This is a genomic window from Amycolatopsis sp. WGS_07 (genome assembly GCF_045278895.1).
Lineage (GTDB): Bacteria > Actinomycetota > Actinomycetes > Mycobacteriales > Pseudonocardiaceae > Amycolatopsis.
Map to the genome: position 1 here is coordinate 6,698,322 of NZ_CP136053.1, position 15,678 is coordinate 6,713,999.

Annotated in this window: 17 protein-coding genes and 1 pseudogene; 9 read left to right on the forward strand and 9 right to left on the reverse strand. The window is 70.8% G+C overall.

The window, feature by feature from the left end:
* The first annotated feature begins 5 nt into the window (after nucleotides 1-5).
* Genes RPX00_RS31685 through RPX00_RS31695 form a run of 3 tightly spaced genes read left to right on the forward strand, consistent with a single transcriptional unit; the run spans nucleotide 6 to nucleotide 2,719 of the window.
* Nucleotides 6-860, forward strand: a complete 855-nt coding sequence (locus tag RPX00_RS31685; protein ID WP_406630888.1) for an alpha/beta fold hydrolase — start codon at nucleotides 6-8, stop codon at nucleotides 858-860.
* Nucleotides 861-917: 57 nt separating this feature from the next.
* Nucleotides 918-1,964, forward strand: coding sequence for a leucyl aminopeptidase (locus RPX00_RS31690; protein WP_406630889.1), 1,047 nt, complete (start codon nucleotides 918-920; stop codon nucleotides 1,962-1,964).
* Nucleotides 1,961-2,719 (forward strand): Asp/Glu racemase, encoded by a 759-nt coding sequence (locus tag RPX00_RS31695; protein ID WP_406630890.1) that lies wholly within the window; start codon nucleotides 1,961-1,963, stop codon nucleotides 2,717-2,719. The genes RPX00_RS31690 and RPX00_RS31695 overlap by 4 nt, the downstream gene beginning before the upstream one ends.
* A 40-nt stretch (nucleotides 2,720-2,759) precedes the next feature.
* Here RPX00_RS31695 and RPX00_RS31700 read toward each other — a convergent pair whose 3' ends face one another.
* Together RPX00_RS31700 and RPX00_RS31705 are read right to left on the reverse strand one after the other, a co-directional pair.
* Nucleotides 2,760-4,784: an ArnT family glycosyltransferase gene (locus tag RPX00_RS31700; RefSeq protein ID WP_406630891.1), complete on the reverse strand. Its 2,025-nt coding sequence runs from the start codon at nucleotides 4,782-4,784 to the stop codon at nucleotides 2,760-2,762.
* On the reverse strand, nucleotides 4,781-6,028 hold the full coding sequence (locus RPX00_RS31705) for a glycosyltransferase (RefSeq protein ID WP_406630892.1): 1,248 nt from the start codon (nucleotides 6,026-6,028) through the stop codon (nucleotides 4,781-4,783). Before RPX00_RS31705 ends, RPX00_RS31700 begins: the two co-directional genes overlap by 4 nt.
* 473 nt (nucleotides 6,029-6,501) lie before the next feature.
* Here RPX00_RS31705 and RPX00_RS31710 point away from each other — a divergent pair.
* Together RPX00_RS31710 and RPX00_RS31715 are read left to right on the forward strand one after the other, a co-directional pair.
* Nucleotides 6,502-7,175, forward strand: a pseudogene (locus tag RPX00_RS31710) (response regulator transcription factor).
* 20 nt (nucleotides 7,176-7,195) lie between these two features.
* On the forward strand, nucleotides 7,196-8,548 hold the full coding sequence (locus RPX00_RS31715; protein WP_406630893.1) for a sensor histidine kinase: 1,353 nt from the start codon (nucleotides 7,196-7,198) through the stop codon (nucleotides 8,546-8,548).
* On the opposite strand, the gene RPX00_RS31720 is transcribed toward RPX00_RS31715, so the two are convergent.
* Entirely contained in the window at nucleotides 8,545-9,396 is an 852-nt protein-coding gene (locus RPX00_RS31720) for an LLM class flavin-dependent oxidoreductase (RefSeq protein WP_406630894.1), read from the reverse strand. The two genes, RPX00_RS31715 and RPX00_RS31720, sit on opposite strands and share 4 nt — an antisense overlap.
* Before the next feature lie 87 nt (nucleotides 9,397-9,483).
* Between RPX00_RS31720 and RPX00_RS31725 the strand changes: the two genes are divergently transcribed.
* A complete protein-coding gene (locus tag RPX00_RS31725; RefSeq protein WP_406630895.1) occupies nucleotides 9,484-9,966 on the forward strand; it encodes a MarR family winged helix-turn-helix transcriptional regulator in 483 nt (160 codons plus the stop codon).
* A 33-nt stretch (nucleotides 9,967-9,999) separates the two neighbouring features.
* Nucleotides 10,000-10,560, forward strand: coding sequence for a hemerythrin domain-containing protein (locus tag RPX00_RS31730; RefSeq protein ID WP_406630896.1), 561 nt, complete (start codon nucleotides 10,000-10,002; stop codon nucleotides 10,558-10,560).
* A 115-nt stretch (nucleotides 10,561-10,675) separates the two neighbouring features.
* Here the strand turns inward: RPX00_RS31730 and RPX00_RS31735 are convergent, their stop codons facing one another.
* From RPX00_RS31735 to RPX00_RS31750, 4 genes are all read right to left on the reverse strand, one after another.
* Nucleotides 10,676-11,752, reverse strand: a complete 1,077-nt coding sequence (locus tag RPX00_RS31735; protein WP_406630897.1) for an FUSC family protein — start codon at nucleotides 11,750-11,752, stop codon at nucleotides 10,676-10,678.
* Between the two features lie 106 nt (nucleotides 11,753-11,858).
* Nucleotides 11,859-12,272 (reverse strand): DUF4383 domain-containing protein, encoded by a 414-nt coding sequence (locus RPX00_RS31740; protein WP_406630898.1) that lies wholly within the window; start codon nucleotides 12,270-12,272, stop codon nucleotides 11,859-11,861.
* Nucleotides 12,273-12,292: 20 nt separating this feature from the next.
* On the reverse strand, nucleotides 12,293-12,655 hold the full coding sequence (locus RPX00_RS31745) for a hypothetical protein (RefSeq protein ID WP_406630900.1): 363 nt from the start codon (nucleotides 12,653-12,655) through the stop codon (nucleotides 12,293-12,295).
* A gap of 60 nt (nucleotides 12,656-12,715) precedes the next feature.
* Nucleotides 12,716-13,072 carry a hypothetical protein gene (locus tag RPX00_RS31750; RefSeq protein ID WP_406630901.1) on the reverse strand — a complete coding sequence of 119 codons (357 nt, stop codon included), beginning with the start codon at nucleotides 13,070-13,072 and terminating at the stop codon, nucleotides 12,716-12,718.
* Between the two features lie 69 nt (nucleotides 13,073-13,141).
* Between RPX00_RS31750 and RPX00_RS31755 the strand changes: the two genes are divergently transcribed.
* The gene (locus RPX00_RS31755; protein ID WP_406630902.1) at nucleotides 13,142-13,528 is read left to right on the forward strand and encodes a DUF2267 domain-containing protein; all 387 of its coding nucleotides are present in this window, start codon (nucleotides 13,142-13,144) and stop codon (nucleotides 13,526-13,528) included.
* Between the two features lie 79 nt (nucleotides 13,529-13,607).
* On the opposite strand, the gene RPX00_RS31760 is transcribed toward RPX00_RS31755, so the two are convergent.
* A complete protein-coding gene (locus RPX00_RS31760; protein ID WP_378311724.1) occupies nucleotides 13,608-13,988 on the reverse strand; it encodes an ArsR/SmtB family transcription factor in 381 nt (126 codons plus the stop codon).
* A 111-nt stretch (nucleotides 13,989-14,099) separates the two neighbouring features.
* On the opposite strand from RPX00_RS31760, the gene RPX00_RS31765 reads away from it, so the two are divergent.
* A complete protein-coding gene (locus RPX00_RS31765; RefSeq protein ID WP_406630903.1) occupies nucleotides 14,100-15,185 on the forward strand; it encodes a cation diffusion facilitator family transporter in 1,086 nt (361 codons plus the stop codon).
* Here the strand turns inward: RPX00_RS31765 and RPX00_RS31770 are convergent.
* Nucleotides 15,173-15,676 carry a GNAT family N-acetyltransferase gene (locus RPX00_RS31770; protein ID WP_406630904.1) on the reverse strand — a complete coding sequence of 168 codons (504 nt, stop codon included), beginning with the start codon at nucleotides 15,674-15,676 and terminating at the stop codon, nucleotides 15,173-15,175. The genes RPX00_RS31765 and RPX00_RS31770 overlap by 13 nt on opposite strands.
* Between the last annotated feature and the right edge of the window lie 2 nt (nucleotides 15,677-15,678).

Here is a 15,678-nt window from a genome sequence, read left to right on the forward strand (position 1 = left end):
CCCGCATGTCCGCGAACACCGACCGGGTGCTGACCCAGCCCGCGCTCGCCGAACTGGCCGATGTCCCGGCGGCCAGCGTCTGGGTGCGTTCCGGTTCCGTCCGGCTGCACGTGCTCGACTACGGTCCGGCCGACGGCGTTCCGCTCGTGGTGTTGCCCGGGATCACCAGCCCGGCGATCACCATGGACTTCGTCGCCCGCGAGCTGACCGACCTGGTCCGCCCGCTGGTACTGGACATCCGCGGCCGCGGCCTGTCTGACGACGCCCCCGACGCCGGACCGCTGCACGGCTACGACCTCGATGCCTACGCCGCCGACGTCGAAGCGGTCGTCGATCAGCTCCAGCTGGCCAAACCGTTGCTGCTCGGCCATTCGATGGGTGCCCGGATCGCCGCCAAGGCCGCGCATGCAGGTCGGGGCACGGTTCTGGTCGACCCGCCGATGAGCCATGCGGACCGGCCGTATCCGACCACTTTGGACACTTTCTCGGCTCAGCTGGACCAGGCCCAGCGGGGCACGGACGCGGACGAGGTCGCCGCGTCCTGGCCCCGGTGGCCGCGCCGGGAGCAGGAGCTGCGCGCCGGATGGCTGGCGTCGTGCTCGCGGACCGCGATCGCCGCGACGCACGCCGGGTTCGAGTCCGAGGAATTCCTTCCGCTGTGGGAGAAACTGGCCGGACCGGCCGCGCTGCTGTTCGGTTCGGACAGTCCGGTCGTGACGTCGGCGGACGTCGCCGCGCTGGCGGAGGCGAACCCGGCGCATCCGCTGATCGGCGTCGAGAACGCCGGGCACATGATCTTCTGGGACGAACCACAGGCTGCGCTGAGGGCCCTGCGCTCGGTGCTGAAAGACCTGCTCTGACCCCGCCGCTTTTCGTGTACTCGGATAATCCGTATTCGGACAATAAAGGAGGTCGCCATGGACCAGAACCTGTTCAACGACATCTGCTTGCGCCAGCTGACTTTTTCGGGGGTGCACGAGGGGGAGACGGTCGTCGTGCTGACGCGCGGGGCCGAGCGCGCGGAGTACGCGGACGCCTTCCTCTGGGCCGCCCAGCAGCTCGGCGCGGCGACCTATCACATGCGGCTGCCGTCGCCGGCGAGCGCGTCCGGCGCGTGGGCCGTCGGCGATTCTGGTCTTGACCAGCTGCCGCTCGCGGTGGAGGCGCTGAAGGCCGCGGACATGGTCGTGGACTGCACGTTCCTGCTGTTCAGCGAGGAGCAGTTCGCGATCCAGGCCGCGGGCACCCGGATCCTGACCGCCGTCGAGCCGCCGGAGCTGCTGGCCCGGCTGATGCCGACGAAGGAACTGCGCGAGCGCGTCGAGATCGGCGCGGAGCTGCTGGCCAAGGCCAAGACGATGCGGATCACCAGTCCACACGGGACAGACGTCACCTACCAGCTCGGCGTGTACCCGACGCTCAGCGAATACGGCTACACCGACCAGCCGGGCCGCTGGGACCACTGGCCCGCCGCGTTCGTGTTCACTGGCGGTTCCGACGACGGCGTGGACGGCAAGATCGTGCTCGCGCCCGGCGACGTGCTGCTGCCGTTCAACACCTACGTGCAGACGCCGGTCGAGCTGACCATCGAAAAGGGCTTCATCCAGGACATCCGCGGCGGCGCCGGCTCGTCCGGACTCGACGCGGACCTGCTGCGCAGCTACATCGAGTCCTTCCACGACCCGCGCGGCTACGGCATGTCGCACGTCGGCTGGGGCCTCGACGAGCGGGCGCACTGGCACGGCCTGACGCAGTTCCCCGGCGGCATGGGGATGGAACTGCGCAGCTTCTACGGCAACGTGATGTTCTCCATCGGCCCGAACAACGAACTCGGCGGCCCGAACGACACGGCGTGCCACTTCGACATCCCGATGCGCGGCAACAGCCTGTACCTCGACGACGAGCTGATCGTCGACGCGGGCGAGCTGACCGTGAAGGAAATGCGCCCGGCGGCGAAGCGATGAAAAATCATCACATCGGGATGATCGTCCCGAGTTCAAATCTCACAATGGAAACCGAGCTGCCGCGGATGCTGCGCGCCCGCGAGGAGCTTTACCCGGAGGACCGGTTCGTCTTCCACTCCGCCCGCGCGCGGATGCAGCACGTGACACCGGAGCAGCTGCGCGCGATGAACGCACAGGCGGAACGCGCGGCGACCGAACTGGCCGACGCCCGGCCCGGCGTCGTGGCGACCGCGTGCCTGGTCGCGATCATGGCGCAGGGGCCGGGATATCACTGCACCGCCGAGGAGTCGATCACGTCAGCGCTGCGCGCGGAGGGCTCGGACGCGCCGGTGGTCTCGTCGGCGGGCGCGCTGTTATCGGGCATCGCCGCGCTGGAGGCGAAGCGGGTCGCGATTGTGACTCCTTATCTGAAGCCGTTGACGCAGGCTGTGATTGATTATCTCGAGGACGCGGGCGTCGAGGTGGTCGATTCGCTGTCGCTGGAAGTGCCCGACAACCTGGCGGTGGCGCGGCTCGACCCGGCGGATCTGCTTGCGCACTACCGGAAACTGGACCTGTCGCGGGCGGACGCGCTGGTGCTGTCGGCGTGCGTGCAGATGCCGTCGCTGCCGTCGATCCAGCCGGTCCAGGACGCGGTGGGGATCCCGGTGCTGTCCGCGGCCACGGCTACGACGTTCAAGATTCTCAGCGAGCTGGGGTTGCCGCAGGAGGTGCCGGACGCGGGGCATTTGCTGAGCGGGAAGGTTTCCGGCTAGCCGCCCGCGGGGGCAGATTCCGTTCTGCCCCCGCGGGTTTTCAGGCGTGGCACTGGTAAAGCGTCTGTGCTCCGCCCATCGGACCGGGTTCTTGTGTTTGCCCGCCGTAGGCGGCCGGATCGACCGCGGTGCAGTGCTGCTTGATCCAGTCCTGCCGCTTTTCTTCGGCACCGCCGCCCATTCCGCGCATGCCGGTGGTGCCGAGGACGAACTTCAGCTTGCCCTCGGCGGTCCATTGCTGGAGCTGGCCGACCGACGGCGAATCGTCGCTGCCGAGGAAACCGCCCATGCCGATCACGATTTCGTCGGTGCCGATGACGAAACTCGACGCGGTCATGGCCGGTCCGGCGACGGCGAGGGTGATCGCGGTTCCGCCGCTGTGCTGCTTGGCGTAGCTGAGGATGCGTTGCTGTTCGGCGGAGAGCTTGCCGTTCATGAGGTCCGCCATGTCTCGGCCGGGTTTGTGCGTGCCGCCGGGGAATCGCATCCCGCCGAACTCGCTGGGCCCGGCCGAAGGCATGCCGCCCATGCTCTCGCCGGTGGCCGCGGTCGCGGTGGACCACACCGCGGGCACGAGCAGCAGCGTGATCACCGCGAGCACTAGCGATGCCCGGGTGAAGACCGCCTTGCGCACCGAAGCGAGTTTCCCCAGCACGAGTGCGACGACCGTGACCACGCCGACCGCCAGCACCGCCCACCGGGTCCAGCCGTGCCACGAAGGATCGCGGTTCGCCAGGACGAAGGCCCAGCCCGCGGTGAGGGCGACGGCCGCCGGGAGCAGCAGCCAGGCGGAGCCGTGCCGGTACTCGCGCCAGAAGCCGACGAGCCCGGCCGCGCAGATCGCCGCGATCGCCGGGGCCAGCATGGTCGTGTAGTAGGGATGCCAGATTCCCTGTGCGTAGCTGAACACCACGCCGGTCACCAGCAGCCAGCCGCCCCAGGCGAACCAGCCTGCCCGCCGTGCCGGGTCGCCCGGCTGCTTCCGCCGGAGGCCGCGCACCGCGACGGCGGCCAGCACCAGCAGGGCGAGCGGCAGCAGCCAGGAGATCTGCCCGCCTACCGAAGCGCTGAACATCCGGCCGAGCCCGGTTTCGCCGCCGAACATTCCGCCGCCGCCGGGTGGCAGCTCCATGCCGCCGGGTCCGCCGGAGGGCGGTGCCATGCCGGCGGGCAGGTCAAGGCCGCCGGGCACGGCACCGCCTGGTCGATGGCCGGGGCCGAAGTTGCCCTCGCCGCCGAAGATCCGGCCGAATCCGTTGTAGCCGAAGATCAGGTTGAGCGCGGTGCCGTCGGTGCTGCCGCCCATGTACGGTTTCGAGCCCGGCCACAGGTCGTGCAGCGCCGTCCACCAGAACGACGACACGAGCAGCACGACGGCCGCGCCGAACAGGTCCAGCAGCCGCCGCTTGACCGGGGCGGAGGTGCCGACGAAGTAAGCGAGCGCGAAGCCGGGGAGCACGATCCACGCCTGCATCATCTTGGTGACGAACCCGCAGCCGACCAAGAACGCGCACCACAGCAGCCACCGCGTGCGGCTCGCGTCCGCCTGGACCGAGCGCGTGAACGCGTACGCCGCGGCGATGAGCAGCAGCACGAGCAGCGTGTCCGGGTTGTTGTCCCGGTTGATGGCCACGGTGATCGGGGTCAAGGTGAGGAACAGCGCGGCCAGCAGCGCGGCGTTTTCCCCGGCCCACAGACGCACTGTGCGATGCAGCAGGAAAACCGCCGCGACGCCTTCGAGCACCTGCGGAAGCAGCAGAGACCAGCCGTGGAAGCCGAAGATCAGCACCGAAAACGCTTGCGGCCACAGGGACATCGGCGGTTTGTCCACAGTGAACACGCCGTACGGGTCGAACGAGCCGAAAAGGAAGTTGGAAAAGCTGCCGGTCATGGATTTCACGGCTGCGGAGTAGTAACTGTTGCCCAGTTGCCCGCCGCCGATCCGCCACGCGTAGAGCGCACCGGCGGCCGCGCAGATCGCGGCGAGCGCCCACGGCCGCCAGCGCACGCGGGCTGCCGGGGCGGCGGTTCCGGCCGGTGCCGCGGAGGGGGCGGCCACTGTCATTCTTCGTCCTTTCCGTTGTCCTTGCGGAAGACCCAGGTGCGCAGCAGCACGAACCGGCCCGCGGTGCCGAGCACCGAGGCGGCGAGCAGCACGGTCAGTTCCAGCGCCCGGCCGGGTTCGGCGACGAGCGCGTGGAGCAGGAGCAGCGCGGCCGAGGTGAAGGCGTAATAGAGGCCGAACACGACGAATCCTTGCAGATGCGCCTTGCGACGCGGGGTGCCCGCGCCGGAGAAGGTGAAGCGGCGGTTGGCCTCGGTGTTGAACAGCGTGGTGAGCACGAGCGCGGCCAGGTTGGCCGCGAGCACTGGCCACCAGAGCCGGAAAAGCCCGTACAGCGCGAGATTCGCGACCGTGGAGAGCACGCCGATCACCGCGAACGACAGGATCTCCCAGAACCGGCCGCCGCCGGGCGGGCTCAACACGGCGTCCGGATGCGCGGCCCTCGGCGCGGGACGGCGGGGCAGGTCCGGCACCTTCGCCGTGCCCGCCGCCTTGGCCCTGGCGACCCGGATCAGCCCGCGGATGTCGTCGAGCGCGGTCTTGGCGACGTCGACGCGGCTGTCGGCGTCCTCGACCCAGTCGACCGGCACCTCGTGCACGCGCAGCCCGTTGTGCTCGGCCAGCAGCAGGAGTTCGGTGTCGAAGAACCAGGCGTCGTCCCGCACGTGGTCCAGCAGCGGCCGGAGCACGTCGGTGCGCGCGGCCTTGAACCCGCATTGCGCGTCGGAGAACCGCGCGCCGTGGCTCAGCCGGATCATCTTGTTGTAGCACCGCGAAACGAACTCGCGCTTCGGCCCGCGCACCGTGCGCGCCCCTGGCGCCAGCCGGGATCCGATGGCCAGGTCGGAATGCCCGTTGACCAGGGGAGCGACCAGCGGAAGCAGGGCGTCGAGCCCGGTGGAGAGGTCGACGTCCATGTAGACCACGACGTCGGCGGTGCTCGCGCGCCAGGTTTCGCGCAGCGCGAGGCCGCGGCCCTTCCGGTCGAGCCGGCGGACCCGCAGCGCCTGGTCGGCGCGGGCGAGCGCCTCGGCGACCTCCGGCGTCCGGTCGGTGCTCGCGTTGTCCGCGATCACGATGGTCCAGTCGAACGGGAACTCGCGGCGCAGGAACTCGCGCAGCACCTGAACGCAGCCGGGCAGGGCGCGTTCCTCGTTGTAGACCGGGATGACGATGTCCACGGTCGCGGTCGCCGCCCCGGGCTCGGGGGACGTGGTCAACCCTCTGGTCGCGCCGACCGACATGCTTCCTCCGTTCGGGGATGGGTTCCGGCCGTGCACGACGCTGTGTGACCGCCTCGCGTCTCACCGTCGCGCGCCGGTCGTGAGAAAGACCTGGAAATTTCCTGAGAGGATCGTGAGAAGCCGATCTTTCCCCGGTCGGGGGAGACGGGTCCGCGGCCCGTGAAGGACTCCTTGCGGGAATCAGAGTCCTCAAGGCGGCGCTATGCGTGCCGGTGCGGCTGGTGGCGGACGGCGGGAGCGGGGCTGGGTCGTCTGTGCGGGTTCCCCTCACAGACCTTCGGAAACGGCGATGCGGGCATCAACCGGGCATTCCGGCTGCGGTTGTGTCCTTTGTGGATGGCCAGCCGGACGAGGCCGCACAGCGTGAGTTCCTGGCTTTCTCCCGTCGTGGGACGAACAGCCGCCGCACAGATTCGCCGCGTAGCCTCGGCCCGATCCGGGGTGATCAACGGCGCGGAGGAAGGACCGGGCGGATGCGGCTGCTGGTGGTGGACGACGACCCCGACGTGCGGGAAAGCCTCCAGCGCGGCCTCGCCTTCGAGGGTTACGACGTCGCGGTGGCCGACAATGGCACCGCGGCGGTGGCCGCGATCGCCGGGGCGGGCAGACCCGATCTGGTGATCTTGGACGTGATGATGCCCGGCGTCGACGGCCTGGAGACGTGCCGGCGGATCCGGGCGGCGGGGAGCGGCTGCCGGTGCTCATGCTGACCGCGCGGGACGCGCTGGGCGACCGGGTCACCGGTCTCGACTCCGGAGCCGACGACTACCTCGTGAAGCCGTTCGCGCTGGAGGAACTGCTGGCCAGGGTGCGCGCGCTGCTGAAGCAGAACCGTCGCCGCCCGGGGTCGGCGGTGCACCGGTTCGCGGATCTGGAACTCGACCTGGAGACGCGCGAGGTGACCCGCGCCGGGCGGAGCCTCGACCTCACGCCGACCGAGTTCGACCTGCTCGCGGAGTTCCTGCGGGCGCCGGAGAAGGTGCTGACCAAGAACCGGCTGCGGCAGGCGGTGTGGGGGCGGGAACCGAGCCGCACCAACAATCTCGACGTGTACGTCGGGTACCTGCGACGCAAGACCGAAGCGGGCGGGGCGAGCCGGTTGCTGCACACCGTGCGCGGTGTCGGATTCGTGCTGCGGGCGCCGTGAGGCGGCGGCGGGAGCCCCGGATGCTGCTGCGCAGCCGGGTCGCGCTGATCACCGCGGCGATCGTCGCGGTGGCGATCGCGGCGATCAGCACCGTCACGTATCTGTCCACTGAGCACAGTCTCCGCGCGCAGCTGGACGAAACCCTGCTCGGCGGCTGGCCGCCGCCCGGAGCCCGCCCGCCGGACCAGCCGAAACCGGGCCCGGCGGACCTCTGCCGCCCGGGGCCGCCTGGCCGTCCGCTGCAGCGGTTCGTGGAAGGCATCCAGCTGCTGAAGGCGGACGGGACGGTCTGCTCGCCGCCGGGCGTGGACTCGGTCGTCCTCGATCCGGCGGACCGGACCGTGCGCACGGTGACCTTGCGGGACGGCTCCACGCAGTCCGGCAAACCGGTCCGGGTCCTGCTCGGTCCGCTCGGCGACGGGAACGTGCTGGCCATCTCGCGCAGCCTCGCCGAGGTCGACAGCACGCTGGCCGGGCTCCGCACCATCCTGATCGCGGTGTCCGTGCTCGGCGCGCTGCTCGCCGCCGCGGCCGGGCTGCTGCTGACCCGGCGGACGCTGCGGCCGATGGCGCGGCTGACCGGGGCCGCCGAGGAGATCGCCCGCACGCACGACCTCGACCTCCCGGTCACCGTGTCCGGCCGCGACGAGGTGGGCCGTCTCGGCCGCGCGTTCGCCGCGATGACCGGCGCGCTGGCCGATTCGCGACGGCGGCAGCGCGCACTGGTCACCGACGCGGCGCACGAACTGCGGACGCCGCTGACCAGCCTGCGCACCAACATCGACCTACTGGCCCGCAGCGAACGCACCGGCCGCGCGCTGGCCGACCGCGGCCGTCTGCTCGACCGGCTGCAGGTGCAGGCGGGCGAACTCGGCGACCTCGTCACCGAACTGGTCGTGCTCGCCCGCGACGAGCACGAGTTCGACCACGCCGAGGTCGCCATGGACACGGTCGTCCGGCACGCGGTCCGCCGGGCGGCGAGCCGGGCGCGCCGGCACACGTTCGACGTGGACAGCGCTGAATGGTCCGTCACCGGCGACGAAGGCGCGCTGGAGCGGATGGTGCTGAACCTGCTGGACAACGCGCTCAAGTTCTCGCCCGCCGGTTCGGTCGTGACGGTGCGTTCGGCTCCGGGGCTGGTGTCGGTGGGCGACGAGGGACCGGGGATCGCCCCGGCGGACCGGGCTCCGGCGTTCGACCGGTTCTGGCGGTCGCCGGAGGCCCGGTCGCTTCCTGGGTCGGGGCTGGGACTGGCGATCGTCGCGGACGTCGCTGCTGCGCACGGCGGGTGTGCGCGGTTTGAGGACCCGCCGTCTGGACGGGGTGCGTTGGCGGTGGTTCGGCTGCCGCAGTCGGGGTCGACCACTGACTAGCGGCGGCTGGCCACTAACTCCCGCACTCGCGGCGCGACCTCCCGCGCGAACACCCGCACCGCATCAGCGGAATCGACCGACAGCAGAAACGCACTCACCCCGTGCGTCAGTGCCAGCCCGGCAAGCTGTTCCGCCCATTCGCCCGCACTTCCGGACGGAACCCCCGGCAGGTTGTACAACCGCCGGATTTCGCTGGGGGAGCGGCCTGCCTTTCGCGCGGCCTCGTCGATGAGCGCGTTCGCGGCGGGCAGCCGGTCCGGTGGGATGCGGGTCATGCTGGGCAGCCAGCCGTCGGCGGTTCGGCCGATCAGGCGCAGCATTCGCGGGCCGAGGGCGCCGAGCCAGATTTCCATGCGGTGTGCGGGGAATGGGCCCGGCGGGGTGCCGGTGATCCGGTGGTGGGTGCCGCTGACCGGTGGCCCGGGTGTCCACAGTGCACGGACGACGTCGATCGCCTCGGCGAGTGCGTCGAAGGCCTCGCCCGGGGTGTAGCGCGGGCCGCCTTGTGCGGCGATGTCGTCCCAGTACGCGCCGGCGCCGAGGGCGAGTTCCGCGCGGCCGCCGCTGAGGAGGTCGAGGCTCGCGGCCGAGCGGGCGAGCACCGCGGGCGGGCGCAGTGGCAGGTTGGCGACGTTGGGGAACACGCGCACCCGCTCGGTGCGCGCCGCGACGACGCTGAGGACGGTCCACGCGTCGAGCAGATCCGGGCGGTACGGGTGGTCCGGCACGCTGAGCAGGTCGAGCCCGGCGGTGTCGGCGGCTTCGGCGAGCCTGATTACCGCGTCGGGTCGGGCGGTTTCGGGCAGGAGGATGACGCCGAACCGGAGGTCGTGTCCGTAGTCGGGCATGGGGTCACCGGCCGATGCCGGAGAATCGTGTCATGGCGACATGATTACATGACGGAACGATATGCGTCCAGCGGGTAGGATCGCGGCATGGACGAACTGCGCCCGCCGACCCTGCTCGCGCTGCCCTCGTACCTGGCCGGGCACGTCGCGCGGATCGGGCGCCGGGAGCTGGTCAGCGCGCTCGAGGAGCACGGCCTCCGGCTGCCGCATTTCGCCGTGCTGGCCGGGCTTTCCGACTTCGGTCCGCTCGCGCAGCACGCGCTCGCCGACCGGCTCGGGCTCAACCGCAGCCATCTCGTGGGCTACCTGGACGAGCTGGTGCGCCAGGACCTCGTCGGCCGCGAACGCGATCCGGACGACCGGCGCCGTCAGCGCGTCGCGCTCACCGAACCGGGGAAAGCGTTGACGCGGAAGCTGAAGGACGAGGCGAGGCGGTCGCAGGACGTGTTTCTCGCCGAACTGTCCGAAAAGGAACGAGAGACGCTGGTCTCGTTGCTGCGGCGGGTGGTCGTCGCGGACGACCGGGCGCGGGACGGAGAATCGGTGGTTGCGCTGCGGCACAACGGGTAACCGGGGGTTTCCCGACACCCGAGGAGGCGGCACATGGCCACCCGTACCCGAACTGACCTCATCACCGTGATCACCGACGACCACCGCGACGTGGAGCGGGTGTTCGCCGAACTCGAAAGCGAGCCGGCGGCGGGCAACCGGAAAGACGTGGTAGACCACGTGATCGCCGAGCTGGTCCGGCATTCGGTCGCGGAGGAGCAGCTCATGTACCCCGCCGCGCGCCGGTATCTCGAGGACGGCGACAAGATCGCCGATCACGAGATCGAGGAGCACGGCGAAGCCGAGAAGATCATGAAGCAGCTGGAGCGCAAAAAGCCTGGCGAGCCGGAGTTCGAGGAACTGCTCGGCAAGCTGATCGCGGACATCCGGCACCACATCAAGGACGAGGAGCACGACCTGCTGCCGCGGCTGCGCGAGGCGTGTTCGGCCGAGGAGCTGGACCAGCTGGGCGAACGGGTGCTGGCGGCGAAGAAAATCGCGCCGACCAGGCCGCATCCCGCCGCGCCGAGCAGGCCGCCGGCGAACCTGATCCTCGCGCCGGGGACGGCGATCGTCGACAAGATCCGCGACGCGCTGGCCGGGCGGAAGAGCTGAGTCTGTCCCGGAAACCACTCCGGACGAGCCTGGTGAGGCAGCCTCGGGCGGACGGATTTACCGGCGTGCGTAAGCCTTTTCGCGTCGGCGAACGCTCGGGACCGGCTGGTCGGTATCAGTGCTCGTCCAGCTGCCGCAGCAGGCGGCGGGCAGGCAGCGCCATCGCGCCCAGCCCGAGCGTCGCGGTCACCCCGTCCTGCGACGAGACCAGCCGGTCCTCGACCTGGCAGACCAGCGACCGGCAGCGCTCCAGGTCCGGGTTCCGCCCAGGGACGGCGGTCTCGCGCACCGCGGCCGCGAGTTCCAGCAGCAGGTTGGCGAGCGCGTCGCGGGCCTGCGGCCAGGGGTAGACGAACGGCTCCCGGCCCTCCGACGTGGTGCGCACCGCCTCGACGAGCTGTTCGACCGGCGGCCACAGCGCCCCCAGTGTCTGAAGTGGACGTTCGTGCTGGACCCCGGCGTGCCGGCTTCGCTGGCGCAGGTTGAGAAAGCGGCCTTCCCGGGTGAGCCCGGAGGCGTCCTCGGCGGCGCGGGCGAGGCTGCGCACGTCGCTGATTCGGCCGAGCCACCAGTCCAGGTCCTCCGGCAGCTCGTCGGCACGCACCAGTTCGGCGGTGTCCTCCAACAGCCCGGCCAGCGCGGCGGCGAGCCGGTCGGCCGCGGTGGCGACGCGTTCGCCGTACAGCGGCGGGAAAATCAGCACGTTCACGGCCAGTCCGATCGCGGCGCCGAGAGCGGTTTCCAGCAGCCGGTCGCCGAGCAGTTCCGAACTCCGGGCGGTGCCGTAGGTGACCAGCAGCATCCCGGTCACCCCGACCCACACGCCGGAACCGCCGAACCGCCGCCACGAACCGAGCAGCAAGCCTACGAAGACGACCAGCGCCAGCGTCACCGTCTGTTCCGGCACCAGCTGCGCCACCCCGGCGGCGAGCAGCACCCCGGCCGTCACCGAACCGACCTGCTGCGCCCAGCCGAGCAGGCTTCGGTACACAGTGGCTTCGACCAGGAAGATCGCCGCGTACGGAGCAAGAAACGGTTGCGGCAGGCCGAGTACGACGGTGGCCAGCAGCCAGGCCGCTACCGCCGCGATGGTTGCTTTCGCCGCCTGCAGCGCGGTCCGCCGCTCGCTGCCGGGCACGCGGACGGCGCGCGCCGCCCAGCCGAGGGGCGTGCGGTCGAGTTTGGGCGTCACGCGCGGACTGGCTCGGCTCGGTCGTCGAGCGTGGTCAATCTAACCTCCTGGTAGGCGGTCGCGGTTCTGTCCACAAAGGACTGTGCTGGACGTGTTCGCCGAGGCGTTAAGCCCGTTCTTCGCGGCTGCCGCTGAGCGCGACGACCAAGGCGACGAGCGCGGTGAGGCCGTGCAGCCAGTTGTCCGCCCAGTTGAGGTTCACCGGGTCCTGCGGAACGGTGCTGAACGCCGTCGCCAGTATCCCGTACGCAGTCAGCCCGGCGAACGCCACGAACAGCACCCAGCAGTACCCGACCGCGCCGGAAACCTTGCGCGCGGCGAGAAGGCCGAGCAGCCCGATCGCGGTGTGCACGATGTTCAGCACCGTGCTGGAGCTGAACAGCCAGATGACGCGCGAGGTGTCGTGCCCGGCGTGCGCGGTCTGCGGCAGGAAGAACCCCGCGACGCCGAGGACCAGGTAGATCAGCCCGAGCGCGGCGACCGCCGGACGGGCCCAGGAACGAACGGTGACCGTCGGCATGGGGGACTCCTTTCGCGGGTTTACTCCTCGCGCAGCGATTTCGCGACGGAACCGCCGGCTTCGTCCGCCTGTTCGGCAGGGTCCGGATCTGCCCGGTACTGCGGGAGATCCTCGTCCGGGGCCACCGCCCGGGCCGCTTCCGCGCGGGCTTCTTCGTCCGGCGGGCCTGGCGCGGGCTGGACGTCCGGCCGTTCCTCGGCCAGCCTGTTCGCGAGCGGCTCGCCTTCGCGCGCTTCGGCCGGTGTCGTGGCTTGCCGGGTCGCCGGGCTCCAGCGTTCGGCGGGCTCGACGCCGCCTTCCAGCGGGTCGACCCGCAGTTCGTCCTCGTCGAGGGACTCGGACGGATCGAGCGTTTCGGGCTCAGCCGGATCGCGGTCGGCCATCGTGCTCCCTTCTCCGTGCTTTGCTCGCCGGGTACCCGGCCGGAACGGGGCAAAACAGCGTCAGGCAGCGGTGAGATCGCGGATCGCGGTCTGGGCTTTCTGGATTTCCTGCCCGACCAGGAGCGCGGTGAAGCGGGCGATCGAAATGCTGTGCGCCGCCGAGGCGACCGCGTCGCAGGCTTCCTGCGCGTCGGCGGACTGATGCCGCACTCGCCCGGCGAGCAGTGCGTCCTCGAGCTGGCCGCAGAGGTCGGGGAGCAGTTCGGAGAGGTCGTCGGCGAGGAGGCTCAGCGAGCCGAACGTCCGGTACAGGTCCGCGGGGGATTCGTAGCCGCCGGCACCGGCTTCGCGACGGAGCCGGCGCAGCGCGGTCTGCGCCTGCTCGGCCGGTGCGGGAGACGTCGCTGGATGGTCCATGTCCCGCTGATACCCGGTGGTGGTGCGGCTAACCTGATTGCGCCCGGCCGGCGCGGGTATCCGGACGGGATGAACGAGATCGTCGAACTGATCCGCAGACGGGCTTGCCTCGCGGAATCCCGCGACGCCGAGCGCGTCGCGCACGCGGTGCTCCAGACGCTGTCGGAACGGATCTCGCCGGAAGCGGCGGCCAGCCTGGCTGTGCAGCTGCCGCCGGACCTGGCCGAAGACGTGCGCCCGGGCGGCGCCGCGGCGGGTTTCGAGCTGGCGGAGTTCGTCGGGCGGATCGCGGACCGGGAGAACCTGACCGATCCGGAAGCGGTGCACCGGACCGGCGTGGTGCTGGACGTCCTCGGCCGGGAGACGGTGCACGTGGCGGACGAGGTGTGGGCCGCGTTGCCGAAACCGTTGCGGCACCTCGTGGAGGGGGTCCGGGTCCGGGTCCGGGTCGCCTGAGGGTTTCTGTGTTTTCCGGACGCCGGGCATCCTGCGGTCGTGGGCGAATTCAGGGTGCCCGGCCCTTTGCCGTCGCGGGTCAGGCGTCCCGCATCCGCGGCCGGTGCGGCTGGGCGTGCCCGCCTGGTTCGCTCGGGATATCGCGGTCCACGTGGTCGGCGTGGTGCAGCGCCTGGGCCAGCAGCCCGCGGACGTGCTCGTCCGCGGCGGAGTAGTACACGAACGTCCCCTCGCGGCGGCCCTTCACCAGCCCCGCGAGCCGGAGCTTGGCCAGATGCTGACTGACCGCGGTCGGCGCGGCACCCGCCAGCTCGGCGAGACACGCGACGGACGATTCCCCCTGCAGCAGCGCCCAGAGCACCTTGATCCGCGTCGGGTCGGAGAGCAGGCGGAAGCTCTCCGCGGCGAGATGGACCTGCTCGTCGGCGGGCATGTCGAAGTCCGGCAGGGAGGAGTGCATGCGCTCGATGGTACCGTTCTCGACTACCTGCGCATCTGCGCAGGTATGCTGACAGCCGAGCGGCCTCGTCCGGCTGCTTCCGAGCATTTCGAGCGTCCCCGGGAGTTCTTGATGGCAGAGCCGCGCCGCGACCGACGGCAGCCGGAGACCGGCCACGGGCATGGCCACGGCCACGGTCACGGTCATGGCCACGGCCACGGCCACGGTCATGGTCATGGACACGGTCATGGGCACGGCGCGGGCTGGCGGCACCGGATCAAGCACCTGCTCACCCCGCACAGCCACGACAGCGCCGACCGCCTCGACACCGCCCTGGAAACCTCCCGGCGCGGCATCCGGGCGCTGACCTGGTCGTTCGCCGCCCTCTTCGGCACCGCCGCGATCCAGCTGGCGCTGGTGGCCGTCACCGGATCAGTCGCCCTGCTGGGCGACACCATCCACAACTTCGCCGACGCACTCACCGCCCTGCCGCTCGGCATCGCCTTCGCCCTGGGCCGCCGCGCCGCGACCCGCCGCTACACCTACGGCCTCGGCCGCGCCGAAGACCTCGCCGGAGTCGTGGTGGTGCTGATCATCGCCGGATCCGCCGCACTGGCCGCGTACGAGGCGATCGACCGGCTCCTGCACCCGCACCCCGTGCAGCAGCTGTGGGTGCTGGCCGCGGCGGGCGTAGTCGGCTTCGCCGGAAACGAACTGGTCGCCCGGTACCGGATCACGGTCGGCCGGGAAATCGGCTCAGCCGCCTTGGTCGCCGACGGCCTGCACGCCCGCACCGACGGCTTCACCTCGCTGGCGGTCGTGCTGGGCGCGATCGGCGTCGCACTGGGCTTCCCGGCGGCCGACCCGGTGATCGGGTTGCTGATCACGGTCGCGATCCTGTTCGTCTTGCGAGACGCGGCAAAGGAAGTCTTCCGGCGGCTGATGGACGCCGTCGACCCGGCGACCGTAGAACTGGCCGAGCGCACAGCCGCGGCGGTGCCTGGAGTGGAGGGCGTCCGGGAGGTGCGGATGCGCTGGATCGGCCACAGCCTGCGCGCGGAACTCGCTGTGCAGGTGGACAACGCGCTCACCGTCGAGCAAGCGCACGAGCTGGCGCACAGCCTGGAACACCGGTTGATCGAAACGGTGCCCCGGTTGACCGCGGCAGCGGTGCATGTGGAACCGGCGGTGGGGGCGGAGGCGGTTCATCTGGGTTGATCGGGGGATCGACCGATCGGTGCGTGGAGGGTGAGTTCGAACGGCGTGAACCCGAGCCCGCGGTAGAAGCTGACCGCGGATTCGTTGGCCGAATAGGCCGTGACGCTGACCTGGTTCGCGCCGGATTGCCTGGCCCAGGCGAAGAATTCCTCCGCCAAGGCCGTTCCGACACCAACCCCGCGGTGCGAGGCGTCGACGCGCATGCTCTCTAGCACGCCGACCACCGCTGCCGGGCGGAGTGGGTCGGCTTGGCGGATTCGGCCGGTCAGGTGTCCGATCGCGGTGGTCGAATCCGCGGCCGGGTACGCCAGTAAACACAGGGAGTCGTTGCCGCGCACCAGATCCGTGTAGTAGCCGGGGCCTTCGCGGCGTGGCCAGGTGACGTCCATCCACGGATCGCGCTGGCCGCCGTCTTCGGCGAATAGGGACGTTGCCGAGGCGACGAGCTGCGGGACGGATTCCGGAGTGGCGCGGACGACGACAGCGGTCATCT

Coding starts and splice junctions, on each gene's coding strand:
- RPX00_RS31725 (WP_406630895.1), top strand. CDS start 9,484: ATGGACGAACTGCGCCCGCCGACCCTGCTCGCGCTGCCCTCGTACCTG.
- RPX00_RS31695 (WP_406630890.1), top strand. CDS start 1,961: ATGAAAAATCATCACATCGGGATGATCGTCCCGAGTTCAAATCTCACA.
- RPX00_RS31745 (WP_406630900.1), bottom strand. CDS start 12,655: ATGGCCGACCGCGATCCGGCTGAGCCCGAAACGCTCGATCCGTCCGAG.
- RPX00_RS31765 (WP_406630903.1), top strand. CDS start 14,100: ATGGCAGAGCCGCGCCGCGACCGACGGCAGCCGGAGACCGGCCACGGG.
- RPX00_RS31685 (WP_406630888.1), top strand. CDS start 6: ATGTCCGCGAACACCGACCGGGTGCTGACCCAGCCCGCGCTCGCCGAA.
- RPX00_RS31755 (WP_406630902.1), top strand. CDS start 13,142: ATGAACGAGATCGTCGAACTGATCCGCAGACGGGCTTGCCTCGCGGAA.
- RPX00_RS31760 (WP_378311724.1), bottom strand. CDS start 13,988: ATGCACTCCTCCCTGCCGGACTTCGACATGCCCGCCGACGAGCAGGTC.
- RPX00_RS31700 (WP_406630891.1), bottom strand. CDS start 4,784: ATGACAGTGGCCGCCCCCTCCGCGGCACCGGCCGGAACCGCCGCCCCG.
- RPX00_RS31740 (WP_406630898.1), bottom strand. CDS start 12,272: ATGCCGACGGTCACCGTTCGTTCCTGGGCCCGTCCGGCGGTCGCCGCG.
- RPX00_RS31690 (WP_406630889.1), top strand. CDS start 918: ATGGACCAGAACCTGTTCAACGACATCTGCTTGCGCCAGCTGACTTTT.
- RPX00_RS31705 (WP_406630892.1), bottom strand. CDS start 6,028: ATGTCGGTCGGCGCGACCAGAGGGTTGACCACGTCCCCCGAGCCCGGG.
- RPX00_RS31715 (WP_406630893.1), top strand. CDS start 7,196: ATGCTGCTGCGCAGCCGGGTCGCGCTGATCACCGCGGCGATCGTCGCG.
- RPX00_RS31720 (WP_406630894.1), bottom strand. CDS start 9,396: ATGCCCGACTACGGACACGACCTCCGGTTCGGCGTCATCCTCCTGCCC.
- RPX00_RS31730 (WP_406630896.1), top strand. CDS start 10,000: ATGGCCACCCGTACCCGAACTGACCTCATCACCGTGATCACCGACGAC.
- RPX00_RS31750 (WP_406630901.1), bottom strand. CDS start 13,072: ATGGACCATCCAGCGACGTCTCCCGCACCGGCCGAGCAGGCGCAGACC.
- RPX00_RS31770 (WP_406630904.1), bottom strand. CDS start 15,676: ATGACCGCTGTCGTCGTCCGCGCCACTCCGGAATCCGTCCCGCAGCTC.